Source organism: Rahnella sp. R3(2024) (assembly GCF_042920125.1).
GTDB lineage: Bacteria > Pseudomonadota > Gammaproteobacteria > Enterobacterales > Enterobacteriaceae > Rahnella > Rahnella rivi.
The window spans coordinates 621750-640833 of the sequence record NZ_JBHGBU010000002.1 but is presented as its reverse complement, the minus strand read 5'-3'; the positions used below and the strand labels follow the sequence as shown (position 1 = coordinate 640833).

The following is a 19084-nucleotide window of genomic DNA, read 5'->3' as shown; positions in this document are numbered from 1 at the left end:
TTACCGGCAGTCAGCCGCGTTTTCCGGAAGCTCGGACATGCGCCCGCGCAGTGCTGCCGAGGGGGTCTGGTTTTGATGCTGCTGTTCCAGCGCCCGTTTTTGTTCGTTGAGAGCGTCCACTTGCTCAGCAACATTTGCCCAGCCCGCCCAGGCATTTTGCAAAATGGCCTGATCCGCCAGTTTAAAGCGCACCAGCACATGTTTGATGTTCAGCGCGGTCAGAGAATCTGCGTTGTCATCAAAATCCCGCGCATCAAGCAGTGCTTCGCCACCGGCGAAATTCTCGAGAAAATCAGGCCACGCGCTGTCTCCGTTATAACGATAAGACGCGGTGAATGCGGGGAATTTCACGTCAATGTTGACGGTCTGGCACTGGCCGGGATACCAGATGAACTGGGCCTGTTCGGCGAAGTTCATGCTGTCGAGCACTTTGCTGCCGTTCGTGCATTCCAGCGTAAGACGGACACCGGTTGGGATCAGGCGCGCGCCTTCCGGCACGGTTGCCGGGCCGCTGACGATGGCGAGGCTGTAAGGTTTCTGCTCCAGCACTTTTTTCTGCTGCGTCAGTTGCTGCAGTTGGTCGTCCAGCACGGAAAGCTGATCGGCGTTCTGCGTGTTCTTGCGCTGCGGGACGTCGAGCACGTCTTCAGGATTGAGCATATAGCGGGCGATCCGCACAAACTCTTCGTTCAGCGGCAGTGTCTGACCGCGGAACTGACCCGGCTGCGGCCCTTCATCGCTGACGATCAGCAGCCCTTTGGCGGGTCCGCGCACGAAGTCGGCAAGATACTGCCAGGTCAGGCTTTGCTGGGAAGCGTAATCCTGCCCGATGGCATTTTTACTCATCGGCCACATGATTTTGCTGTGCCACTGTTCATTGAGCCAGCAGGCGGAACGGGCCAGCGCGTGGGAGAGCAGCGCACTGGCATCGCTTTTATACAGCGTCCAGACCGCTTCAACGCCCGCTTCATCGCTGTGCGTTTGCATCGCTTTGTGCAGCTGGTCAAAACTGGCGAACAGGGTAACCAGCGGGTTAACGGTTTTTGCATCGGTCTGGGTCGCGAACAGCCCTTGTGTCAGCACCGGGCTGAGTGCCGCCTGATTGAGTGCTTCACCGGTGGCGGCGGTCAGCGCGGACTGCCATTTCAGCCACACTGCGGTTTGCGGTACCGCTGACGTGACGGACGTGGCGGAAGATCCGCCTTGTAACCATTTCGTCAGCCCGACGCGCAGTTTCGCATCGGCCCGTTGTACTTTTTGCAGGGTCGGGTGTACCGCCGCCTGCGACGGAAGTTTTTGTAACCGGCGCAGCTCACTCAGCCACACCTGGGCATGGCTGTCCGGGATGTTGTCGAGTTCAAAGGCGATGCGTTGTGCGAATTTAATCCCAGGGCTCTGCCCCTGGCTTAGCGCAATCAGCTGGCTCTGCGTCAGCGAACGCGGCTCACTGTTTTGAAGCCACGGGGTCACGGAAAGCAGCAGGTCACGCCACGCGTTCTGGCGCTGAACCGGCAACGTCTGCATGAAATGCCGGAGCAGCGGTTCCTCTGTGCGGCCACCCGCCTGATTGATCAACGCCACCCATTCGGTCAGTTGCGCTTCGCCCTGACGTGTCCAGATGCCTGACAGCGTCTCCTCATCCTGCGTTTGCGGCCAGAACTCACGGGTCTGAAACGCTGGCAGGGAATCAGCCGGCGCCACCAGCCATGCCAGCGACTGATCGTAATTGATCAGGGTGGATAACAGGCGGTGCAGCGCAGCCAGGTGCTCTGCGCTCATCGGCTGTTGCATCACCCAGCGCTCCTGCGCCAGCCGTGCGTGTTCGGTCGCCGCCGGATCTGGCGCGTTGAGCCGCAGGGCATCAGGGATCGCCGGTTGACGGCTGAGCACGGCGAGTGTGACGTTGTCACGCATGTCCTGCCGGGTGATGATGGTGTGCGCCAGATCAAGCACCATCTGGCGCTGAGCCTGTGCAGAAGCATCCATAAACGCCTGCTGATACCCTGAAATCATCTGCGTGCTGCTGAGAACCTGTGGCGGCAGCGTGGTCATCAGACGCTGTTCAATCAGCCGATGCTGGTAATTGAGTACGGTGGAAAACGGCAGGTAAACCAGCGGTGCGTTGTGGCGGCTTTCGTTTTTGACCAGTAATTCTGCCAGCGACGCAGAGGAAAGCGTGGCGTAGTTGCGCTGCATTAGTCCGGCGCTTTTCACCGCGCTGTAGCCGAGAGCGATGACACAGCCGAGCAGCAACAGACGCCCGGCCATCAGGCGGACTCTTTTATTGTGCTGCCAGAGCACGTCGCGGGTGCTGCTGAACGCAGGCAGATAATGCATCAGCAAATCGTGGACAAAATAGGAGGTACGGCGACTCTTGTTTTTATCCTGCTGCTCGCTGGCCGTAAACCATACGCCGCCAAGGGAGGTGTTGGTGAAGTAGGCGTTGGGCTCACACAGCGATGCCAGGAAAACCAGTAACGGATTTTGCAGCCCGATAAACGCTTCCGGGAAATCAAGCAGCGCCGCACGCACGTCTGGCGCAACCGGCGTACCGGCCATGCTGAGGCGGGCGAGATCGAAACCGTTTTTCAGTGCGGTAACCAGCGGTAGCAGGGTGGAAGCATCTTTGCCGTCGATGTCCGGTGGCGTCTGCCAGTAATATCCCAGCACCTGCTGTTGCTGTTCGGCGGAAAGGTGTTGCGTCCACAGGCTGAACGCCGGGAATTTGTCGCACTGGGTAATGGTGATATACAGCGGCAACTGACGTTTCAGTTTGCGCATCAGCGGCTCGATTTGCGCGCGGATTTTGCGGGCTTTATCGTGCAGCGTGCTGATATCGTCATTCATCAGATCGGTCACGGACAGGCCAATCATCACGCCTGCCGGCGCGGGGACTTTCGCCATCCAGCCAACCAGTTTTCCCCATGCGCGCTGGAACGCAGGCGCGCCGGTCAGGAAATTCCCGGAAAGATCGAGGAAACAGACGTTGCGGAAAAACCACCAGCGCAGGGTATAGGTCGGGACAACGGTGTTATCCCCCGCGTCGTTTGAAAACATCGGCAGACCGGAACCCGCCAGCAAAGAGGTTTTGCCGCAGCGGTCGCCCAGCAGCAGATACCAGGGGATCGGCGGGCGTTTGCGCTGAATGCGTTTCACCACCGCCGCACCGGATTTCCAGTGCTCAAACAGCACGTATTCCCGGCGGGAAAGACGAAACTTCTGGAAGAAACGGTTAACTCTCTTCTCTTTGATCAGCAATGTGAACCAGAGGAGTGCGCCCCACAGCAGCACACCGGCCACCAGCACACCCAGCCAGACCAGTAAAATGGTGCCCGTACTCCATTCCAGCCACAGCCCGACGGTGCAGCAAAACAGAAACACCAGGCACAACAGCAGCAGCCATCCGGCGAAAACGAATAATTTTTTCAGCATACGTTCTTATGAAAAATAAAGGGTCTGAAGAAGTACCAGGGTGGCGTGAATCAACGCGATACCCAGCACGGCAAGGATGATGCGGCTCTTTGAGGACGACGCGAGCGAGCGTTTGCGCAGGATCACCGGCGTTATCTCTGCGTCATTCGGCCATGTCTGCCATTCCTGCGGCAGACACAGGCTCCGCTGGCTGTCAATCAACGCCGACAGCGCCGGTTGCTCCTGCCCGGTGCTGTATTTGCCGTGAAAACCGTGTTGCAGGCAGAACAGAAACACCTGTCGCGCCTGCAAATGCTCTTCTTTCAGATGGCTCAGACGGGCAAAGAACATCTCACCGCCGATGGCGGTCTGGAAATATCGGCGTTGCAGCAGATCGCTGCGCCAGTTTTGCGCGAAGGGCAGGGTGGAACACAGCACGGTTTCATCCAGCCAGACAACCACAGCGAAGAACGCCTGATCCCGTTCAAAATCTGAAATGTCGTGATGCTCCGCTTCCTGCACCGCCTGTTCGAGCCGGGTGATGCAAAGCGCGTGGAATGTGCCGTAATCCTCGAAAAGCTCGGGCTGATGGGCAAAGCGGGCGGCCAGTTTAAACACCGGTAAATAGCAGTCGATCAGTTTCATTGTGATGGCACCATGAACACCAGTTGTACCTGTAAATCTTCGGGCGCATCGGCCCAGTAGAAAGCGATACTTTTCTGCTGTTCAACATGTTTCCAGGCGTTTTCATGTTGGTTCAGCACGAAGTAATAGGAGTCTTTGCGGTTGGGGACGCCGCGCGGTGACGGGTTTTCCCATTGCGAGGAAATGCCGGGTAACGCGTGCTGAATGAGCGCGCTGATGGCGTCCTGGCTGGCGATTTTGAACTCGCCGCCGCCGGTGAACTGAACGTGCCAGGATTCGAGTTTTTCCGAACGCAGCAGCAAAAGCACCTTGCTGCCTGCCGGAGCTTTGGCTGTCAGCAACTCGCCACGGTAAATCTTCTGGTCATCAGGTTTGAGCGTGACGTAAGTGTTGTCTTCCAGCGCCAGCCCGTTGAGCAGGGTGATCAGCGTTTTTTTGACACTGTTAAAACAGTCAATTAAACGGTAGTGATCGTACGGCAGCAGCGCGGCGCCGCCATCATGCCATTCGCCATTAAACGAGCACATGTCGTTGAAGGAGGAAATCTCCCCCACCAACTGGATCAGCAGTCCGTAGATGTGCCACGGATGCAGGGCCGGTGCGCGGCAATAATGTTCGAGCAGCGGCAGTGCGCGGTTTAACGAGCGCATCGCCAGAAGCTGCGTGATGTCACCGGCGCTTTTGCCGATGTCACTCAGGTGCTCCGGGCGTTTGTATTCTTCGAGTTTATGGGCGCGGCTGCTGAGTTCGGCGCGTATCCCTTCCAGCAGATTTTTGAGCGCCGGTGAGCCTGCCAGCGTGACTGCGGGCGGGCTAAAACGCGGATCGAGCATGACGCGGTCGTTGTCATAGCGCAGTTGCAGCAGTGGCAAACATTCGCAGTCGACGGCGGTTTCTTTCTCTTCCTCGCTCAGAATGCGCACGTTATACGCGATTCGCGGCACGGCACTTTCAGGGCCGTCGTGATAGACGTCCTTCATCACGCCATCGCCGCTTTGGTTGATCCAGCGGCTGCTGGTGCCTGTGCTGACGTTCGGATGACCGGGGTCGAAGCGGCGCAAGGCCAGCCACAGCGTGAAGGGTTTCTCGCGCTGCTTCCAGGCATCACGGAACTGACGCGGTTCAATCAGACAGTTACCCGGATATTCCAGATAATAACCGGAGGGCAGGATCAGACGCAGATGGTCGATTTTCAGTGAAAAATCCACCAGCGTTTCCGGATTGATATCGCACTGGATCACGCCGACGTTCCACGGCTGCGTCAGCTGGCGCTGTTGTGCCAGCATGTAGCTGTGATGTAAATCCACCGACTGGAAATGCTGCGGTTGCAGATACAGCCCGGAGTACCAGTAAATTTGCTGTTGTTCAGGATACATTCTATTTCTCTCCCTTCGCGGCTGCGACGTCCGGCGTTTTGATGGCCTGAGGTTCCGTTTGCGGCTGCAGGTCTTGCGGTGAGGCATTCTTTATCAGCTGCGTAATGCTCTGGCTGCCCAGCGTGACGTCGAGGACCAGCGGCGATAATTCTGCCGTCCACTTTTTAGTCCACCAGCCGGTGCTGGTCAGGGTGACCGGAATGCTGACCATCGCCATATGCTGCTTTTTCGGGAACGGATAGTAGCCGGCGACTATCGCGACCTGGCGGGTGTTCTCGCTGCGATCGATGTGCAGGGTGGTTTTCTGGCCGGGCATGGCGGCGTAGCGGTCAACCTTCAGAATGTCATCCTCGGCGCCGGCACCGTTAAACAGGCTTTTTAGCTGGGCCGGATTAGAGAGGATCTTATTGAGCGAGCTGGCTTTTTGCGCCTGAATGACCAACACCGTGCAGCTGTTGGCGATCTCGTTCCAGGCATTCAGGCCGGGTTCAGCGTTAATACTGAGGGTGATCCCGCCCTGAGCAAACGGCGCGGTGACCTGATCTGCCGCCTGCTGCTCCGCAGAGACGCTTTTCGTCTGATCGCCGGAGCAACCCGAGAGCATCAGCCCGAGAGTCAGGAGTAATAACGTCGTCCTTAAGGCTTTCACTCTTGCTGTCCTTTTAACACGTTGTTGATTTCCCGCAGGCTGCCGCTGTCGGTGAGCATCTCTTCCAGCCATTCGGTGAGCGTCATGTTGGCCCAGCGCGCCGCACGTTCCATCAAAAAAGGCACCGGGCTTGAAGGTTCGGTCTGGCGAAAGAAGTGAGCGATAGACAACATCTGGCTGATGGCAACGTCTCTGGACATCGTCTGGCGGCTGACGGGCGCGATAAACGCCTCACCCGGTGCCACTTCTTCCTCGGGTTGTGTCGCGTAGTTAAGGCTCAGGGTGTTGCTGGCCAGCGGAATGGCGCGCTGTGCCAGACGTTGCAGGAAATCAGCCAGATCGTTCAGCGTCTGGCGCGTCTGAGCAAACAGCGCGTGCGGTTCTTCCTGGCTCAGCGAGAAATAGCAGGATTCCAGCCGGTCGAGCTGGAGCTGCAACCGTTGCAGAATCTCATCCTGCTGACTGATTTCAATCGAGGAAAACGTCGCCGCGAGACTGTCGAAACTCTCCATGGTCAGATCGCCTTCTTTGGCAATCAGGTCGTCACGGGAATCCGGCCAGGTGCAAATTTTGTGCTCGAACGCCAGCACCTTCTGCCAGTGCGCCAGCGCCGACTCGGGCTGCCTGAGCAGCGGGCGGACATACAGCGCCTGGCTGATATCGCGATCAAGACGGCTGAGCTTGCCATAGCGGAATGTGGCGCCGTCATCGTCCAGCGCAGGCCAGCACTGAAACCAAAAGTGGGTGATGAATTCGCTGAGAAACTGAAAGCCCGTTTCCGTGCCTTCAATGCCTTGCAGATGGGTCAGCGCCTCGGCAAACCAGCAACTGACCTGCAGATCTTTACTCTGCTGCGTCAGTGCCGTGACGCACAATGTGCGCACTTTGTGCCAGTCTGCCCGGCGCGGTTCAGCAATCGTCCATTCATCCTGCGGAAGGTAGTCCGGGTCGCTCTCCCGCGCTTTGCGGATATCATCATAAATTTGTTCATACTCCAGGTTGATGCCTGCCGGATTTTCCGGGCTGACGGGCATCAGAAGAGCGGCTACTTCTGGCTGAATGGCTGACATGCTTTTTTATCCAATAAAAACGTATTTAACCGATGAGAACTTTCGGGCAACCCATGACGATTGTGCCGCCGTGGGCACAGCTGTCACCCATGCGGGCGGCAGGCTTTTTGCCGATCAGGACTTTGAAACTGCCCATGACGATGCTGTCCGGCGGGCCTACGCAAACGGCCATTGACCCCACGGTGGCGGCAGGCATGCCGCCGATCAACACGGTGGGCACGCCAGGCGGCAAGATCGGGCCACCCACATGGGGGATGGGCGGTAATCCGGGCGTGACCATCGGGCAAACGTGCATATCTGAAACGCGGGCTGCGGGTTGTGCCATTAGGCTTTCTCCTGATGGATCCACTGAGTCAGCAGTTGGCGCGTGCCCTCTGCCGGTGTTTCGGGGTCGCCTGCGGCCAACATCAGCAAGACGCAGCGACGCATTTCCGGGCTCAGATGGGGCTGCGGATAGACCGGCTCCAGCCCTTCCGGGCTCATGCTGCCTTGCGACCAGAACAGCGCAAGCGCAAGCGCACCCGCCGGTGTTTCAAAACCGAGCGTGTCGGCGTGATGGAAAATCTGCCAGCGCAGTTTCTCGTCGGGTTCGGCGTACCAGCGCTGCATTTCATCCAGCAGTGACGCCGCCGCTTGGGCTGAACCGCGCAAAATGCGGATCAGCCACAGGCTTAACGCGCGCGGCGAAGCCTGCTGAACCCACAGCGTGAGCGCCTCTTCCCACTGCCCGGCGGCGATGTGTTGCTGCGCATCCTGATGCCAGTGCGCCGCCCCCGCACTGTGGGGATAACCGTAATCGGACATGATGCCTCCTTAACCAATGTTGATGATGCCGCCCTTAATCTGCGTCATGCCGCTTCCCTGCACCGTGGTCATTGCGCCTTTCAGTTCTGCGGTGCCTGACCCTTCGATTTTGATCATCGTGCCGCTGATGGTGATGCCACTCGGTGAAATCGCGATTTTGTTCGAGCCGACTTTCAGCTCGATGGACTGCGTGGATTCGATCACGCAGCTTTTGTCAGTTTTGATCTTGCCGCTGCCGCCGGTCGCCGTGAGGGAGTAGTTGCCGTTGCTCAGGCTGGTGGTCATGTTGCCGGTGATTTTTTGCTGCATATCGCCTTTGTTGAGGGTGATGTGCAGCGATCCTTGTTTCAGCACCAGCGTGTCGTCGCCTTTGGTGATTTCGGTGTTGCGGTTGGCGCCGATTTTGCTTTTGACTTCATGCTTCACCTCGCTGGTGACATCATTTTTTACCGTCAGCAACAGATCCTTTTGCGCGGTAATGGTCAGCTTTTCCTCACCTTTTTTATCGTTAAAACTCAGGCGGTGGCCGTCTTCCATTCCACCTTTGCTGGTGCTGCGTGACGCGAAGCCGGATTCGGTTTTCTCGTCCGGTAAAGTGAACGGCAGTTTGTTCTGGCCGTTGTAAACGGAGCCGGTGACCAGCGGGAAATCCGGATTGCCCTGAATAAAACTGACCAGCACTTCGCTGCCGACGCGGGGAATAAACTGAAAACCAAATTTGCTGCCCGCCCAGGGTTGGGAAAGGCGCACCCAGCACGAGCTGGTGTCGTCGTTTTTGTTTTCGCTGTCCCACGGGAACTGGATTTTGATGCGCCCGAACTCATCGGTGTGGATCTCCTCGGAGGAAGGACCGACCACTTTGGCGATCAACACACCGGCAATATCGGGCGGTGTGCGGGTGCAGACTGGCCGCCATTTGACGCTGTTGCGCAGTGCGTGAATGTCACAGCGATAACCGCCGGTGCCGCTTTCAAAATTGTTGCTGGCCTCAAGGCTCAGCGACTGGACGCGGTAGGTGTCGTTGTCAGTCGGGTGGCCGGTGAGGGTGAAAACTTCGCCGCAGCTCAGCCAGTGGGCGTTGACCGTTGCCTCGTACAGCGTGGTATTCGTCTCAAACCCTTCCATCGCGATTCTGGCTTTACTGGTGAGCTGCGAGCGTTCGGCAAACGGCGTGATGTCAGTAAAGTTCAGATTATCAACGCTCTGACCCTTTAACGTTGATGCGTATTTGTCGGCCACACCGGCCGCTTTTTGCATGTTGTAGCCGGATAGCGCGACTTCTGCGGGCATCAGATGCGAGCTGGAAGACCAGCTGTCAATGTTACCCCCGGTCAGCACATCGCCCTGATGATGCCAGGCCAGACTGCCCGCTTTGGCGGCCGGATGTCCGGCGGGCTGATCGGCCAGCACCAGAGTGTGTTTATCTGCCTGATGTTTGAAGAAGTAGTAAATGCCTTCTTCTTCCAGCAGACGGCTGATGAAATCGAAGTCAGACTCGCGGTACTGCACGCAATATTCACGTTTCTGATAGGTGCTGCCCAGTTGCACGTCCACCTGATTAATCTGGTGTTCACCCAGCAGTTTTTTGACTAAATCTGGCACCGAAATGTTCTGCCAGACGCGCATCGACCGCCCCATGCGCAGCAGCGCAAAAGCAGGTTCGAGTTTGAGAATGCAGATTGTCTGGTTGTTGGCATCCCGGCCACGCTGGATCTGGGTAACAATGCCGTGCAGGTAGCGCTGGGGCAGGTTGCGGTTCCCGTCGCCAATCTGGCATGACACCGCTTTGCCCTGTAACGCCGCCAGACCTTTTTCATTCATTTCGGTCATGGAACGCAGTTCATAGCAAAAAGGCGCGGAAACAGACTCCGTGCCCTGCAAAGAAAGCAGTAATAAGTCAGAGGCGATGGTGCCGTTCCAGTGCAGAAAATGATTTTTCTGCATCTCTTCGAGCTTTGCGGTTAGTAGCATTTTCATCTTCCTTTTGAAATGCGCAGTGCATGCAACGTTATGCGGCGTAGACCGGCAGGCAAACCTTGAGCAATTGCTCAGGGTCGCGGTGACCAATACAAATTCCCAGGCCGAGCTGCCCCGCGCCCAGCGGCACGGGCAGGGTGTGGCGGCTGCTGATACTGAGGTGGATCGAGAAATCCAGACCCGGCCCGACGTACTCCTGAATGCGCCCCCAGATCTCCTGATAAAACTTCCCCTGCGGGATAAAGTGCTGCGACTGGTTCTGATCCATCGGGCCAAACGTGACGTCAAAATGTGACTGCACTTCCCAGCGCACGCGGCCAATCATCGGCGCGGTGTCCAGCGTTTGCCCCGGTTTTCCCAGCTGGCAGTGTTCGGCAGGATCGACCGTTTTCCAGCCGCCGGTAAAAGGCGTGATGTGCACAGGCACGCCGTAGTAATGGCTGAGCCAGACTTCGAGATTGACCAGCGATCGCACCGGTGAGGAGAACAAATGGGCGTAGTTTTCGCCGCCGGAAACGGACATCGAGGTCAGCAGGCCGGTCAGCGCCAGCGTCGCCTGTTGTAAGGGCGGCTGAGTTTCCGATTCGGCGCGGGCATATAAATGGTTTTTCTGCCAGGCCAGATAGTCCAGGCAGTAAAGCCGGTGGCCGAACATATCTAGGAACGCTTTTGCGCTGTGGTCGCCATAACGATAATGACGCTCGATCATCCATTCACTGTAGGCCGTCGGTAACGCGCCCAGCGCACCGGTCATCCCGTTCTGCCACACCGTCACGCGAAGCGGATCTTCCGGCGTCTCCTGTTCAATGCTGGCAATTTGCCCCGCCGGTGCTTCCAGCGAGAGTGTTGAGATCAGCCGCAGTCTGGCGTCCAGCAAGTCGGCGGAGGGCGTGTCTGCGGGCGCGTTACGGTGCCGCAACTTGTGCAGCAACGTTCTGACCTGCTGATAAAAATTGAACCTGCTGGTGATGCGCGTTAAATCCATGACAGTTTCCCTGCGCGCACCGGCCAGAGACGGCGGGTATGCGCTTCGTTTTCAATCTGGGTGGTGACGCGGGTGAAACTGTTGACGGGCGCATACAGCCCCAGGAAGTGATCCAGAAAACAGCACATCAGGTAGTATTCCGGTTCGTTGATCGCCTCATGAGTGAAGGTCAGCGTCAGCGACACCCCGCGCGCCAGCGTTTGCGGATCATTCGCCACCAGCCGGGTGGTGACCGGCTGCACGTCAAGATGCAGGATCATATTGATAATCCGGGTGATCGCCGGCAGGTCATGGAAGTTGTACAGCATCAGCGTTTCACGCAGTACCTGCACGCCCTGACTGCCGCTCAGCAGCATATGATTGAGGGAAAGCTGGGAAATCAGACGCCAGCGCAGGGCGCTCTTGTCCGGCGGCAAGATTGGCCGCGTCGGGCGGTTCAGCGCGCAGATCTTCAGCCCGGCCAGCGGCAGGTCGGAGTCAAAATCCCCCTCCGGATGACCGTTTTTCATCTGCCCCGGAATGGCCTGATTAGTACAGGTCAGGCTGAGGGTCACTATGTCGGCGTCAGGCCTGGCGGGCTGCGTGTTGCGGTTCGCAAAGGCGATAAACACTTTCCGCCCGGCACCGCTGGCAGTCATGGTTTCGCGCTGGAAACTTTGCCAGTAAATACCCGCATCGCCTTCAAGGCGTGAATGGTCGATGCCAAACAGCGGCTGAACGGGCAGCGAGACTCTCTCGTTATCTTCTTTACTCTGAATAAACACGTGGTTGATCGCCCAGACGTCAATCTGCTGCTGACGGCGGATGTCGGGAATCACCGGGTATTCGGCGGTGTTTTCCGTCAGGGTGATCGGCTCTGCGCGCTGGGCGAACAGGTTGATGGCCGGAGTGCAGTTAAGCCTGAAGAAAGAGGCATCAATAATTTTTGCCAGCTTCTCAAGGTGCTGGTTGAGGTGCGTGCGGTTAAACACCACTTCAAAACTGAACAGGGAATTGGCGCTGGCGTGAAAAGAATCCGGTAACTGAATATCCAGAAAGTAGAATTTTTGTGGAAAGAAAAAATAGTCCTGCAATAACGCATGGATCGGCGCGACGCGGGGGTCTTGTGCCAGCAATCCTTCTTCATGGGTAAAACCCGCCGGGCTTATCGCCGAGCTTTTCAGCGGGTAAAATGCCTCGCCCTGATGGACGTGCAACTGACTGATTTCAGAGCACAGCAGGGTATAGAGGATATTCACGGCGTTACTCGGTCCGTGCAGAAACAGGCGTAAAGATTCCCCTGCCACCACCGCGCCCGACCACACCTGAAAACCTAAGTGCAGATGCCAGTTAAGATCTTCTTCATTAAAGTTCAGCCGGGCTTTGTCTACCGACAGGGGCAAAAGCACCACCGGATACACCGTCTGGAACTGACACACGACGTCTTCAATGTGGCGCGAAAACAGTGATGCTCCTGCGGCAATGGTGTTTTTATCAGTAATGCCGCTGGTTTGCCGGTTAGGCTCAACTGACACGATGCAGGTTGATGGCATGGCACGCAAAAATTGCGGCGCGATGGCGGTCAGCAATGCTTCGGTGACTTCCGGCATATCGTCATCTAAGCGCTGATGAATGCGCGAGGTTAACAGCGCAAATGATTCGATGATTCTTTCGACGTGCGGGTCTTCAGACTCACCTTCGATCATCCCGAGACGGCGCGCGATTTTAGGAAAACGGCTGGCAAAGGCTTTGCCATGCTGTTTCAAAAAGGTCAGTTCTTTTTGGTAATACGACAGTAGCCTATTCATTGAAATAAAACTTACCCGTACAGTCGTCCCAGACCAGTGCGAATTTCATTGGCAATGCCTGATGAAATGCATTTATTTCAAATATGACGTTGGAAGGATTATTGGTGTTGGTAATAATTTCCACCTGAGTTAATCGCGGCTCAAAGCGCTGCAACGTATTTTTAATCCGTTCTTCAATGACTATTTTCCGGCGATCGGTTTCCTGAATCTGCGAAACTGATTCATTGATGCCGTAATTTAAAATTGATGCATTCACCAGTGGAATGTTTTCAATGGCAGGAAAGCGCGAACGTGAAGAAAAAAGCATCTTAAGCTCGTTCATTAGCCAGGTGCTTTTGTCTTCATTCCGGTAATTTTCTTCTTCTATGTGCGGCTGGTTATCACTGAGGCGAAGTAAAAATGATGGCATTGGAAATCTCATGTCAGTAAAGCAGTGCTTACGCACTGCTTTTTGTAAATAACGATTACTTGAGTGCTTTCTCAGGAATGTCGTATTTGATTGGCCCGATTTTATCCAGACCGGATTCCAGCGCATTCGGCACGTTGAAGGTGACTTCAACCATGCCTTCGTAACCGAATGTAAGGTTCATGAATAACTTGTCACGCATATCAAAGCTCAGGCTGCTGAATTTACAGTCGTTATAAACGGAACGCTGAATTTCATAATCCTGGTCGAACTGGTCTGAGCCGCGATGAACGATAGTGATCGCGATTTTTTTATAGCCGCGTTTCAGGTATTGCTCGTACAGATTGCTGGTTTCTTTGGTCACCAGAATAGAAGCACTGCAAGACTCGAAATAGGTGCCGTCAGGCCCGGAATAGGTGGTCAGACCCGCAGGGGAAAAACCTTCCATCCAGCCTTTATATTTCTTCTCTTCGGAAGAACCGGCAACATCTTTGCCGTCGATAGTGATTTTGATGAACTGACAGTCTTTTAACTTCGCCATTTTTTATTTCCTTTTATAAATGACAATTACGTGTTGGCCGCCGCAGGCAAGTCTGCGACTAAACGTAGTGACATACTTAAACCTTCCAGCTGGAAGTGAGGTTTCAAATAGGCAATCGCGCGGAATGTGCCAGGGAAGCCAGGCACTTCAACCACTTCAACGCTCGCTTCACGAAGCGGGTAACGGGCTTTGGTTTCCGGCCCGGCGTTATCAGAGGCGACCACGTATTGCATGATCCATTTCTGCAAATATTCTTCGCATTCGCTGCGTGACATGAAGCTGCCGACTTTGTCGCGAACGATAGATTTCAGGTAGTGAGCAAAACGCGACGTTGCAAGGATGTACTGCAACTGGCTGGACAGACGTGCGTTGGCGTTTGCCTGATCCGAGTTATACAGGCGCGGTTTGTTGACCGATTGCACCGCGAAGAACGCCGCATAATCAGTGCCTTTACAATGCACCAGCGGAATGAAGCCAAGATCGGACAACTCTTTCTCGCGGCGATCGGAAATGGCCACCTGCGTCGGGCACTGCATGACGCGTTCACCGCTTTCAGACACGTAGTGGTAGGTTGGCAGAGCATTGACCAGGCCGCCTCCTTCCACGCCACGGATCGAGGCGCACCAGCCGTACTCTTCGAACGAGTCGACGATGCGGCCCGCTAATTCGTAAGCGGAGTTGATCCACAGGTAGTCCGAGCCCACTTCGTTTTCCAGAATTTGCTCTTCAAAGCCGAACGTCTCGACCGGCACAGTTTTGGCGCCATACGGCATACGGCCCAGCACCGCAGGCAGCGTCAGGCCGATGTAGCGGCTGTCGTCTGTTTGGCGGAATGAACGCCAGCGGGCGTAATCCGTGGTGTCGAACATTTTCGCCAGATCGCGCGGGCGCGGCATGTCGGAGAAATCGTTCATCGACAACATGCCAGGCGCGATGGCACTCAGGAATGGCGCATGTGCAGCGGCAGCGACGTGGGAAATTTGCTCGAGCAGCTCGATATCCTGCGGGGTGTTATCGAACTGGAAATCACCGACAAACGCGGAGAAAGGCACGCCACCGAAAGTACCGTACTCGCTTTCGTAGACGCATTTAAACAGCATCGACTGATCGAAATCCGACGCGGATTTAAAGTCTTTCATCAAATCTTGTTTGGTGCATTGCAGCAGGCGCACCTGGGTATTTTCTGTGACGCTCGACTCCACCAGTTTATGCAGACCACGCCAGGAGGATTCCTTTCTCTGGAATTCTGGCGCGTGCATGATCAGGCTTATCTGGCTGGAGAGCAGCTCATCAATCGCCGTGATACGGTCTTCGATGCTGCCGATGAGATCGCTCGATACCACGACTGCGCCGGATACCACTTCGGCAAGGAAGTTGTTCAGCTGGGACTTCATGCGTCCGCGATCAGATTCGCGACGAATGGCCTGGGTGTTATCAATGATTTTATCGAGATAATCTTCGCTCAGCGCAGAACCGGCCGCCACATTGAGAATTTGCTCAGCACTCATTCCTGCTCTCCTTGCGTTTCACTGAGGTTTAACGACGTGAAGTTTTGCTGCTGCAATAACTCGGAAAGCTGTTCTTTCAGGCGTTCATTGCTGGCCGCGCGGTTGCGCAAATCGCACAGCTGCTCACGCAGTTCGATCAGTTTGCGCAGCGGGTCCACCTGGCGGGCAATGTTGTCCGGCGAAAAATCTTCAATGCTGTTGAACGTCAGCGAAACTGCCAGATTTCCGGCGTGCTCAGGCAAAGCGCTCTCTACCAGGAACTCCGCTTCAGGCTTCATGGACGCCATGATGCCGCTGAAATTGTCTTTATCAATGTTGAGGAATTTGCGCTCACGCAGGGAGTCATTAGTTTTACTAAAATCGCCCATCACGCCAATAACCAGAGGTAATTCCTTGACGGTTTGTGCATCACCAATATCCACGTCATAAGTAATTTGTACGCGGGGTGGCCTTGCTTTATCTAATTTATGCTGTGTATTGCTCATATATTTATCCGACATTATTTGACTCATGCAATGAGCCAGGTGGGGATTCATTTTAAAATCTAACGATCTAACAATTTTCTGGAAAAGGTTTTTTTTACATACAGATATAGTGAATGACAAACACATTCACTAAGCGCTGGTATGCTGAAGTTATTCATTAATTACTAAATAATTTAATATGCATCACCATGATGAATCAACTGATTTAATACAATCACCAGGGTCGTTACATGGCCGCACAGACTACCATAAAATTCTTTTTAAGCTATCCTTTAAGATGAATTTTTCCTGATCATGAAATACTCTTTATTTATTATAGGGATGTCCACTAAGTAACGGATTAAATTATATTTACACGGATTATGTTATTTAATTAATTATTAATAATATCTATATCATTAACGGACCGAAAAATATTTCATGGCGGCCGCATGAAATTTAATCAATTCAGGTATGCATGAGAAATTTAAAAACCATCACTGTAAATATGACATATTACTCAGGGTAATATTGGTGAGTAAGTTATAATAAATAACTATTTATCTTAACAAAAAGTCATCACACATTGTTTTTGCGGAAGTTTTTAGCAGAACAGTATTAAGGAGGCTTGCAGAAATTGAACATCGGGATGAGGGGCTGGTGGAGTCAGGAAAGGGATTTTTAACACGTCGGCGACCGCCACATTGATGCTGCCGGTCGCCGTAATTTTACCTGGTGTTATCAGAAGCTGTAGTTTGCCGTCACCGACAGGTTACGCGGTTCGCCGTACACCACATACTGATTCACGCTGGTGTCGTACTCTTTATCAAACAGGTTGTTGACGTTCGCCTGCACCGACAGTTGTTTGGTGACCTGATAGCGGCTGAACAGGCTGACCAGCGCATAGCTGCCTTGTTCCGCATGACGGGTGCCATCGCCATCCGGGCCTGAGACGTCATCCCAGACGTGGGTCTGCCAGTTCACACCGCCACCGACCGTCAGATCCTGCAACATCGGTAAACGATAGCTTGTAAACAGCTTCAGCTGGGTGCGTGGCAGGTTCGGGTTGACCGCTTCGCCATTTTCATCTTCTGCAATATAACGGGTACCGCCGAAGGTCATCTGCCAGTTGTCGGTCACCGCGCCATTCACTTCAAACTCCACGCCACGGCTGACGGTGCCGTTTTTCCCTTCATAGGCGGCATCTGTCGAGCCAGGAATGGTACGGCCTGTGGCCTGGGCGACGTTATCCAGTTCGGCGCGGAAAATCGACACCGAGGTGGTCAGACGGCTGTTCATCCAGTCGGATTTCACACCGGCTTCGTAGTTTTTGCCGATGACCGGCGACAGGTACGCACCATTGATATCGCGGTAAGTCTGCGGCTGGAACACCGATGTGTAGCTGGCGTAGGTTGACCAGTTTTCGCTGATGTCATACACCAGACCGGCGTAAGGCGTGATGTTGTTTTTCTCGATCTGGTCCGTCAGGGTGTGCGAATTCCAGTTGGTGTAACGTGCGCCCAGGATCAGGTGCAGCGGATTGGCGAGAGAAAGACGGGTGGCGACATAGCCGGATTTCTGGCGAATGGTGTCTTCCTGCGACAGGCTGCGCGGGCTCCATTCGGTTTCCGGGAACTGACCGTTAAAGTTATTAAAGTTTCCCAGCTCTTCCGTGGAGATATTGGCGAAGGCGCTGTAATAAGTGTTCTGCTGCTTGCTGTAGCTGATTCCGGTCATCAGCTCATGCTCGCGTCCAAACAGCTCAAAGGGGCCGCTGGCGAACGTATCCACGGAATCCACTTTACGCTTACCGGTGTTGTAGCCGGTGCCGCCCACGACCGGATAACCGGCGTAAGAAGAGACGCCCGCGCCGGTGGTTTTATCGAAATAGCCGTCGATATACATCTGTTTGCTGTCGATCAGCGTTTCGTTATGCGTGCCGTTCAGCGTCACCACCCAGCCGTTATCAAAGGACTGTTTGAGGGTGGTGAACAGTTTTTTGCTTTCTTTATTGTTGTAGGCCCAGTCCGGCGCGGAGTTAAAACCGCGACGGTAATTTGTTTTGCTGCCGTCAATGTACCAGCGCGGCATTCCGCCCCAGGTCGGGCTGTCGGCGTCGGTCTGCTGGAATTCGTAACCTGCGGAGAGCAGGGTGGAATCGGTCACGTCGGCATCTATGGCGGCATAGACGAACTTTTTGGTTGCGCCGTAACGTTCGACGTAGCTGTTATTGTCCTGATAACCGGTGATCAGACGGCCACGCACGTTGCCCGATTCACTCAATGGCGTGGACAGATCGGCAACATAGCGCTGTTTGTTCCAGCTGCCGTAGGTGGCGGAAACGTTGCCGGTGAATTCTTTGCTGTCGGCGTGTTTACGCACCATGTTTACCGACGCGGAAGGGTTACCCGGCCCGGTCATCAGACCGGTTGCGCCGCGCACCACTTCGATACGTTCGTACAGCGCGGTGTCAGATTCGGCATCGCCCAGGTTCCAGCGCGGCTCAAACACCGTAGGGATACCGTCGGTCATGTAGTTGTCGATGAGAAAACCGCGCGAGTAATATGTGCGGCGATCCATATCCGCGACGTTTTGCGTAATGCCGGTAGTGTTATTGAGTACCTGACCGAGCGTTTGCAACTGCTGATCCTGCATACGCTGTGTGCTGATGATGCTGACCGACTGAGGAATATCGCGCTGCGTCAGCAGCATTTTGGTGCCTGCGGTAGTGACCGGCACGCTGTAATCTTGCGCGGTGCTGCCGGTGTCGTTGCCCGTCTGACCGGTGACAACCACGGTATCGTCGGCGGCTTTCGGCGCGGCGGTTGGTGCAGCCTGCACGGAATGAATCGAAGAGGAAACAAAAACGGCAATAACGGAAAGCGAAAGTTTCCGGCCTAAATGGTTATTCCCCTTACGGGCTGATTTCACTGTATGACTTTCTGTTAAGGACGGCCCTGAAACGAACAACATTGTTATTCTCCAAACGATTATTTATTTTTTGATACTGCTTATACGTCGCCACTGCTTTTTATGTTTTATGTTCGCGTTACCGCCCGCCATTTTTCGCCAAACCCTGATAAACACCGGGCTGGAGGGGCAGGAAATGGGTGGGGACAATAAAGCGAATGAGAATAATACGCATTGAGCTTTCAGGTGTAAATAAATATAACAAAGGTAAAGTTCGTGGCGGAATTGGGAAAGGGCAGGGATAAGACATAAATTTTATAATGATGATACTTAAGTGAAATATCAGTGCAGAAATGCCGGAGAACAGGCTTTTATCATTGCGTTCATTTATTTGCGCTTTGCATCGCATAGTTGCGATGAATGTTTTTTTGCATAGTTTAGCCATTAAGAAATCTAGACATCTAAACGTTCGTTTTGTAGAGTGGAGCCACCTCGCGGATCAATATGACGTAGCGCTTGATTCGGTTAAGAAAAACACCAGGTGACGACAC

At 54.6% G+C, this 19084-nt stretch carries 15 protein-coding genes; all 15 read right to left on the bottom strand.

The annotated features are described in order from the left end of the window. The 15 genes from ABSH60_RS23280 to fhuE all read right to left on the bottom strand — a co-directional run bounded on the left by ABSH60_RS23280 (position 1) and on the right by fhuE (position 18596). Entirely contained in the window at positions 1-3432 is a 3432-nt protein-coding gene (locus ABSH60_RS23280) for a type VI secretion protein IcmF/TssM N-terminal domain-containing protein (protein WP_390976446.1), read from the bottom strand. Positions 3433-3438: 6 nt separating this feature from the next. Beyond that, positions 3439-4056, bottom strand: a complete 618-nt coding sequence (locus ABSH60_RS23275) for a DotU family type IV/VI secretion system protein (RefSeq protein ID WP_122096609.1) — start codon at positions 4054-4056, stop codon at positions 3439-3441. Then, positions 4053-5432: a type VI secretion system baseplate subunit TssK gene (gene tssK / locus ABSH60_RS23270; protein ID WP_390976444.1), complete on the bottom strand. Its 1380-nt coding sequence runs from the start codon at positions 5430-5432 to the stop codon at positions 4053-4055. The genes ABSH60_RS23275 and tssK overlap by 4 nt, the downstream gene beginning before the upstream one ends. Position 5433: 1 nt before the next feature. Further along, positions 5434-6081 (bottom strand): type VI secretion system lipoprotein TssJ, encoded by a 648-nt coding sequence (tssJ, locus tag ABSH60_RS23265; protein WP_390976442.1) that lies wholly within the window; start codon positions 6079-6081, stop codon positions 5434-5436. Beyond that, a complete protein-coding gene (gene tssA / locus ABSH60_RS23260; RefSeq protein ID WP_390976440.1) occupies positions 6078-7151 on the bottom strand; it encodes a type VI secretion system protein TssA in 1074 nt (357 codons plus the stop codon). The genes tssJ and tssA overlap by 4 nt, the downstream gene beginning before the upstream one ends. A 25-nt stretch (positions 7152-7176) precedes the next feature. After that, on the bottom strand, positions 7177-7476 hold the full coding sequence (locus tag ABSH60_RS23255; protein WP_056772571.1) for a PAAR domain-containing protein: 300 nt from the start codon (positions 7474-7476) through the stop codon (positions 7177-7179). Then, entirely contained in the window at positions 7476-7955 is a 480-nt protein-coding gene (locus tag ABSH60_RS23250) for a DUF6931 family protein (RefSeq protein ID WP_390976438.1), read from the bottom strand. The genes ABSH60_RS23255 and ABSH60_RS23250 overlap by 1 nt, the downstream gene beginning before the upstream one ends. A 9-nt stretch (positions 7956-7964) precedes the next feature. Continuing rightward, positions 7965-9926: a type VI secretion system tip protein TssI/VgrG gene (locus ABSH60_RS23245; protein WP_390976436.1), complete on the bottom strand. Its 1962-nt coding sequence runs from the start codon at positions 9924-9926 to the stop codon at positions 7965-7967. A 37-nt stretch (positions 9927-9963) separates the two neighbouring features. Continuing rightward, positions 9964-10917: a type VI secretion system baseplate subunit TssG gene (gene tssG / locus ABSH60_RS23240; RefSeq protein WP_390976434.1), complete on the bottom strand. Its 954-nt coding sequence runs from the start codon at positions 10915-10917 to the stop codon at positions 9964-9966. Continuing rightward, complete coding sequence (gene tssF / locus ABSH60_RS23235; RefSeq protein WP_122096616.1) at positions 10908-12704, bottom strand: type VI secretion system baseplate subunit TssF; 1797 nt, start codon at positions 12702-12704, stop codon at positions 10908-10910. Before tssF ends, tssG begins: the two co-directional genes overlap by 10 nt. Then, positions 12697-13113 carry a GPW/gp25 family protein gene (locus tag ABSH60_RS23230; RefSeq protein ID WP_056772556.1) on the bottom strand — a complete coding sequence of 139 codons (417 nt, stop codon included), beginning with the start codon at positions 13111-13113 and terminating at the stop codon, positions 12697-12699. The genes tssF and ABSH60_RS23230 overlap by 8 nt, the downstream gene beginning before the upstream one ends. Positions 13114-13168: 55 nt before the next feature. Then, entirely contained in the window at positions 13169-13651 is a 483-nt protein-coding gene (locus ABSH60_RS23225) for a hypothetical protein (RefSeq protein WP_056772552.1), read from the bottom strand. Between the two features lie 26 nt (positions 13652-13677). After that, a complete protein-coding gene (gene tssC / locus ABSH60_RS23220; protein ID WP_217204288.1) occupies positions 13678-15159 on the bottom strand; it encodes a type VI secretion system contractile sheath large subunit in 1482 nt (493 codons plus the stop codon). Beyond that, the gene (gene tssB, locus ABSH60_RS23215; RefSeq protein ID WP_136375139.1) at positions 15156-15644 is read right to left on the bottom strand and encodes a type VI secretion system contractile sheath small subunit; all 489 of its coding nucleotides are present in this window, start codon (positions 15642-15644) and stop codon (positions 15156-15158) included. Before tssB ends, tssC begins: the two co-directional genes overlap by 4 nt. A 720-nt stretch (positions 15645-16364) precedes the next feature. Beyond that, positions 16365-18596 (bottom strand): ferric-rhodotorulic acid/ferric-coprogen receptor FhuE, encoded by a 2232-nt coding sequence (fhuE, locus tag ABSH60_RS23210; protein ID WP_390976430.1) that lies wholly within the window; start codon positions 18594-18596, stop codon positions 16365-16367. Between the last annotated feature and the right edge of the window lie 488 nt (positions 18597-19084).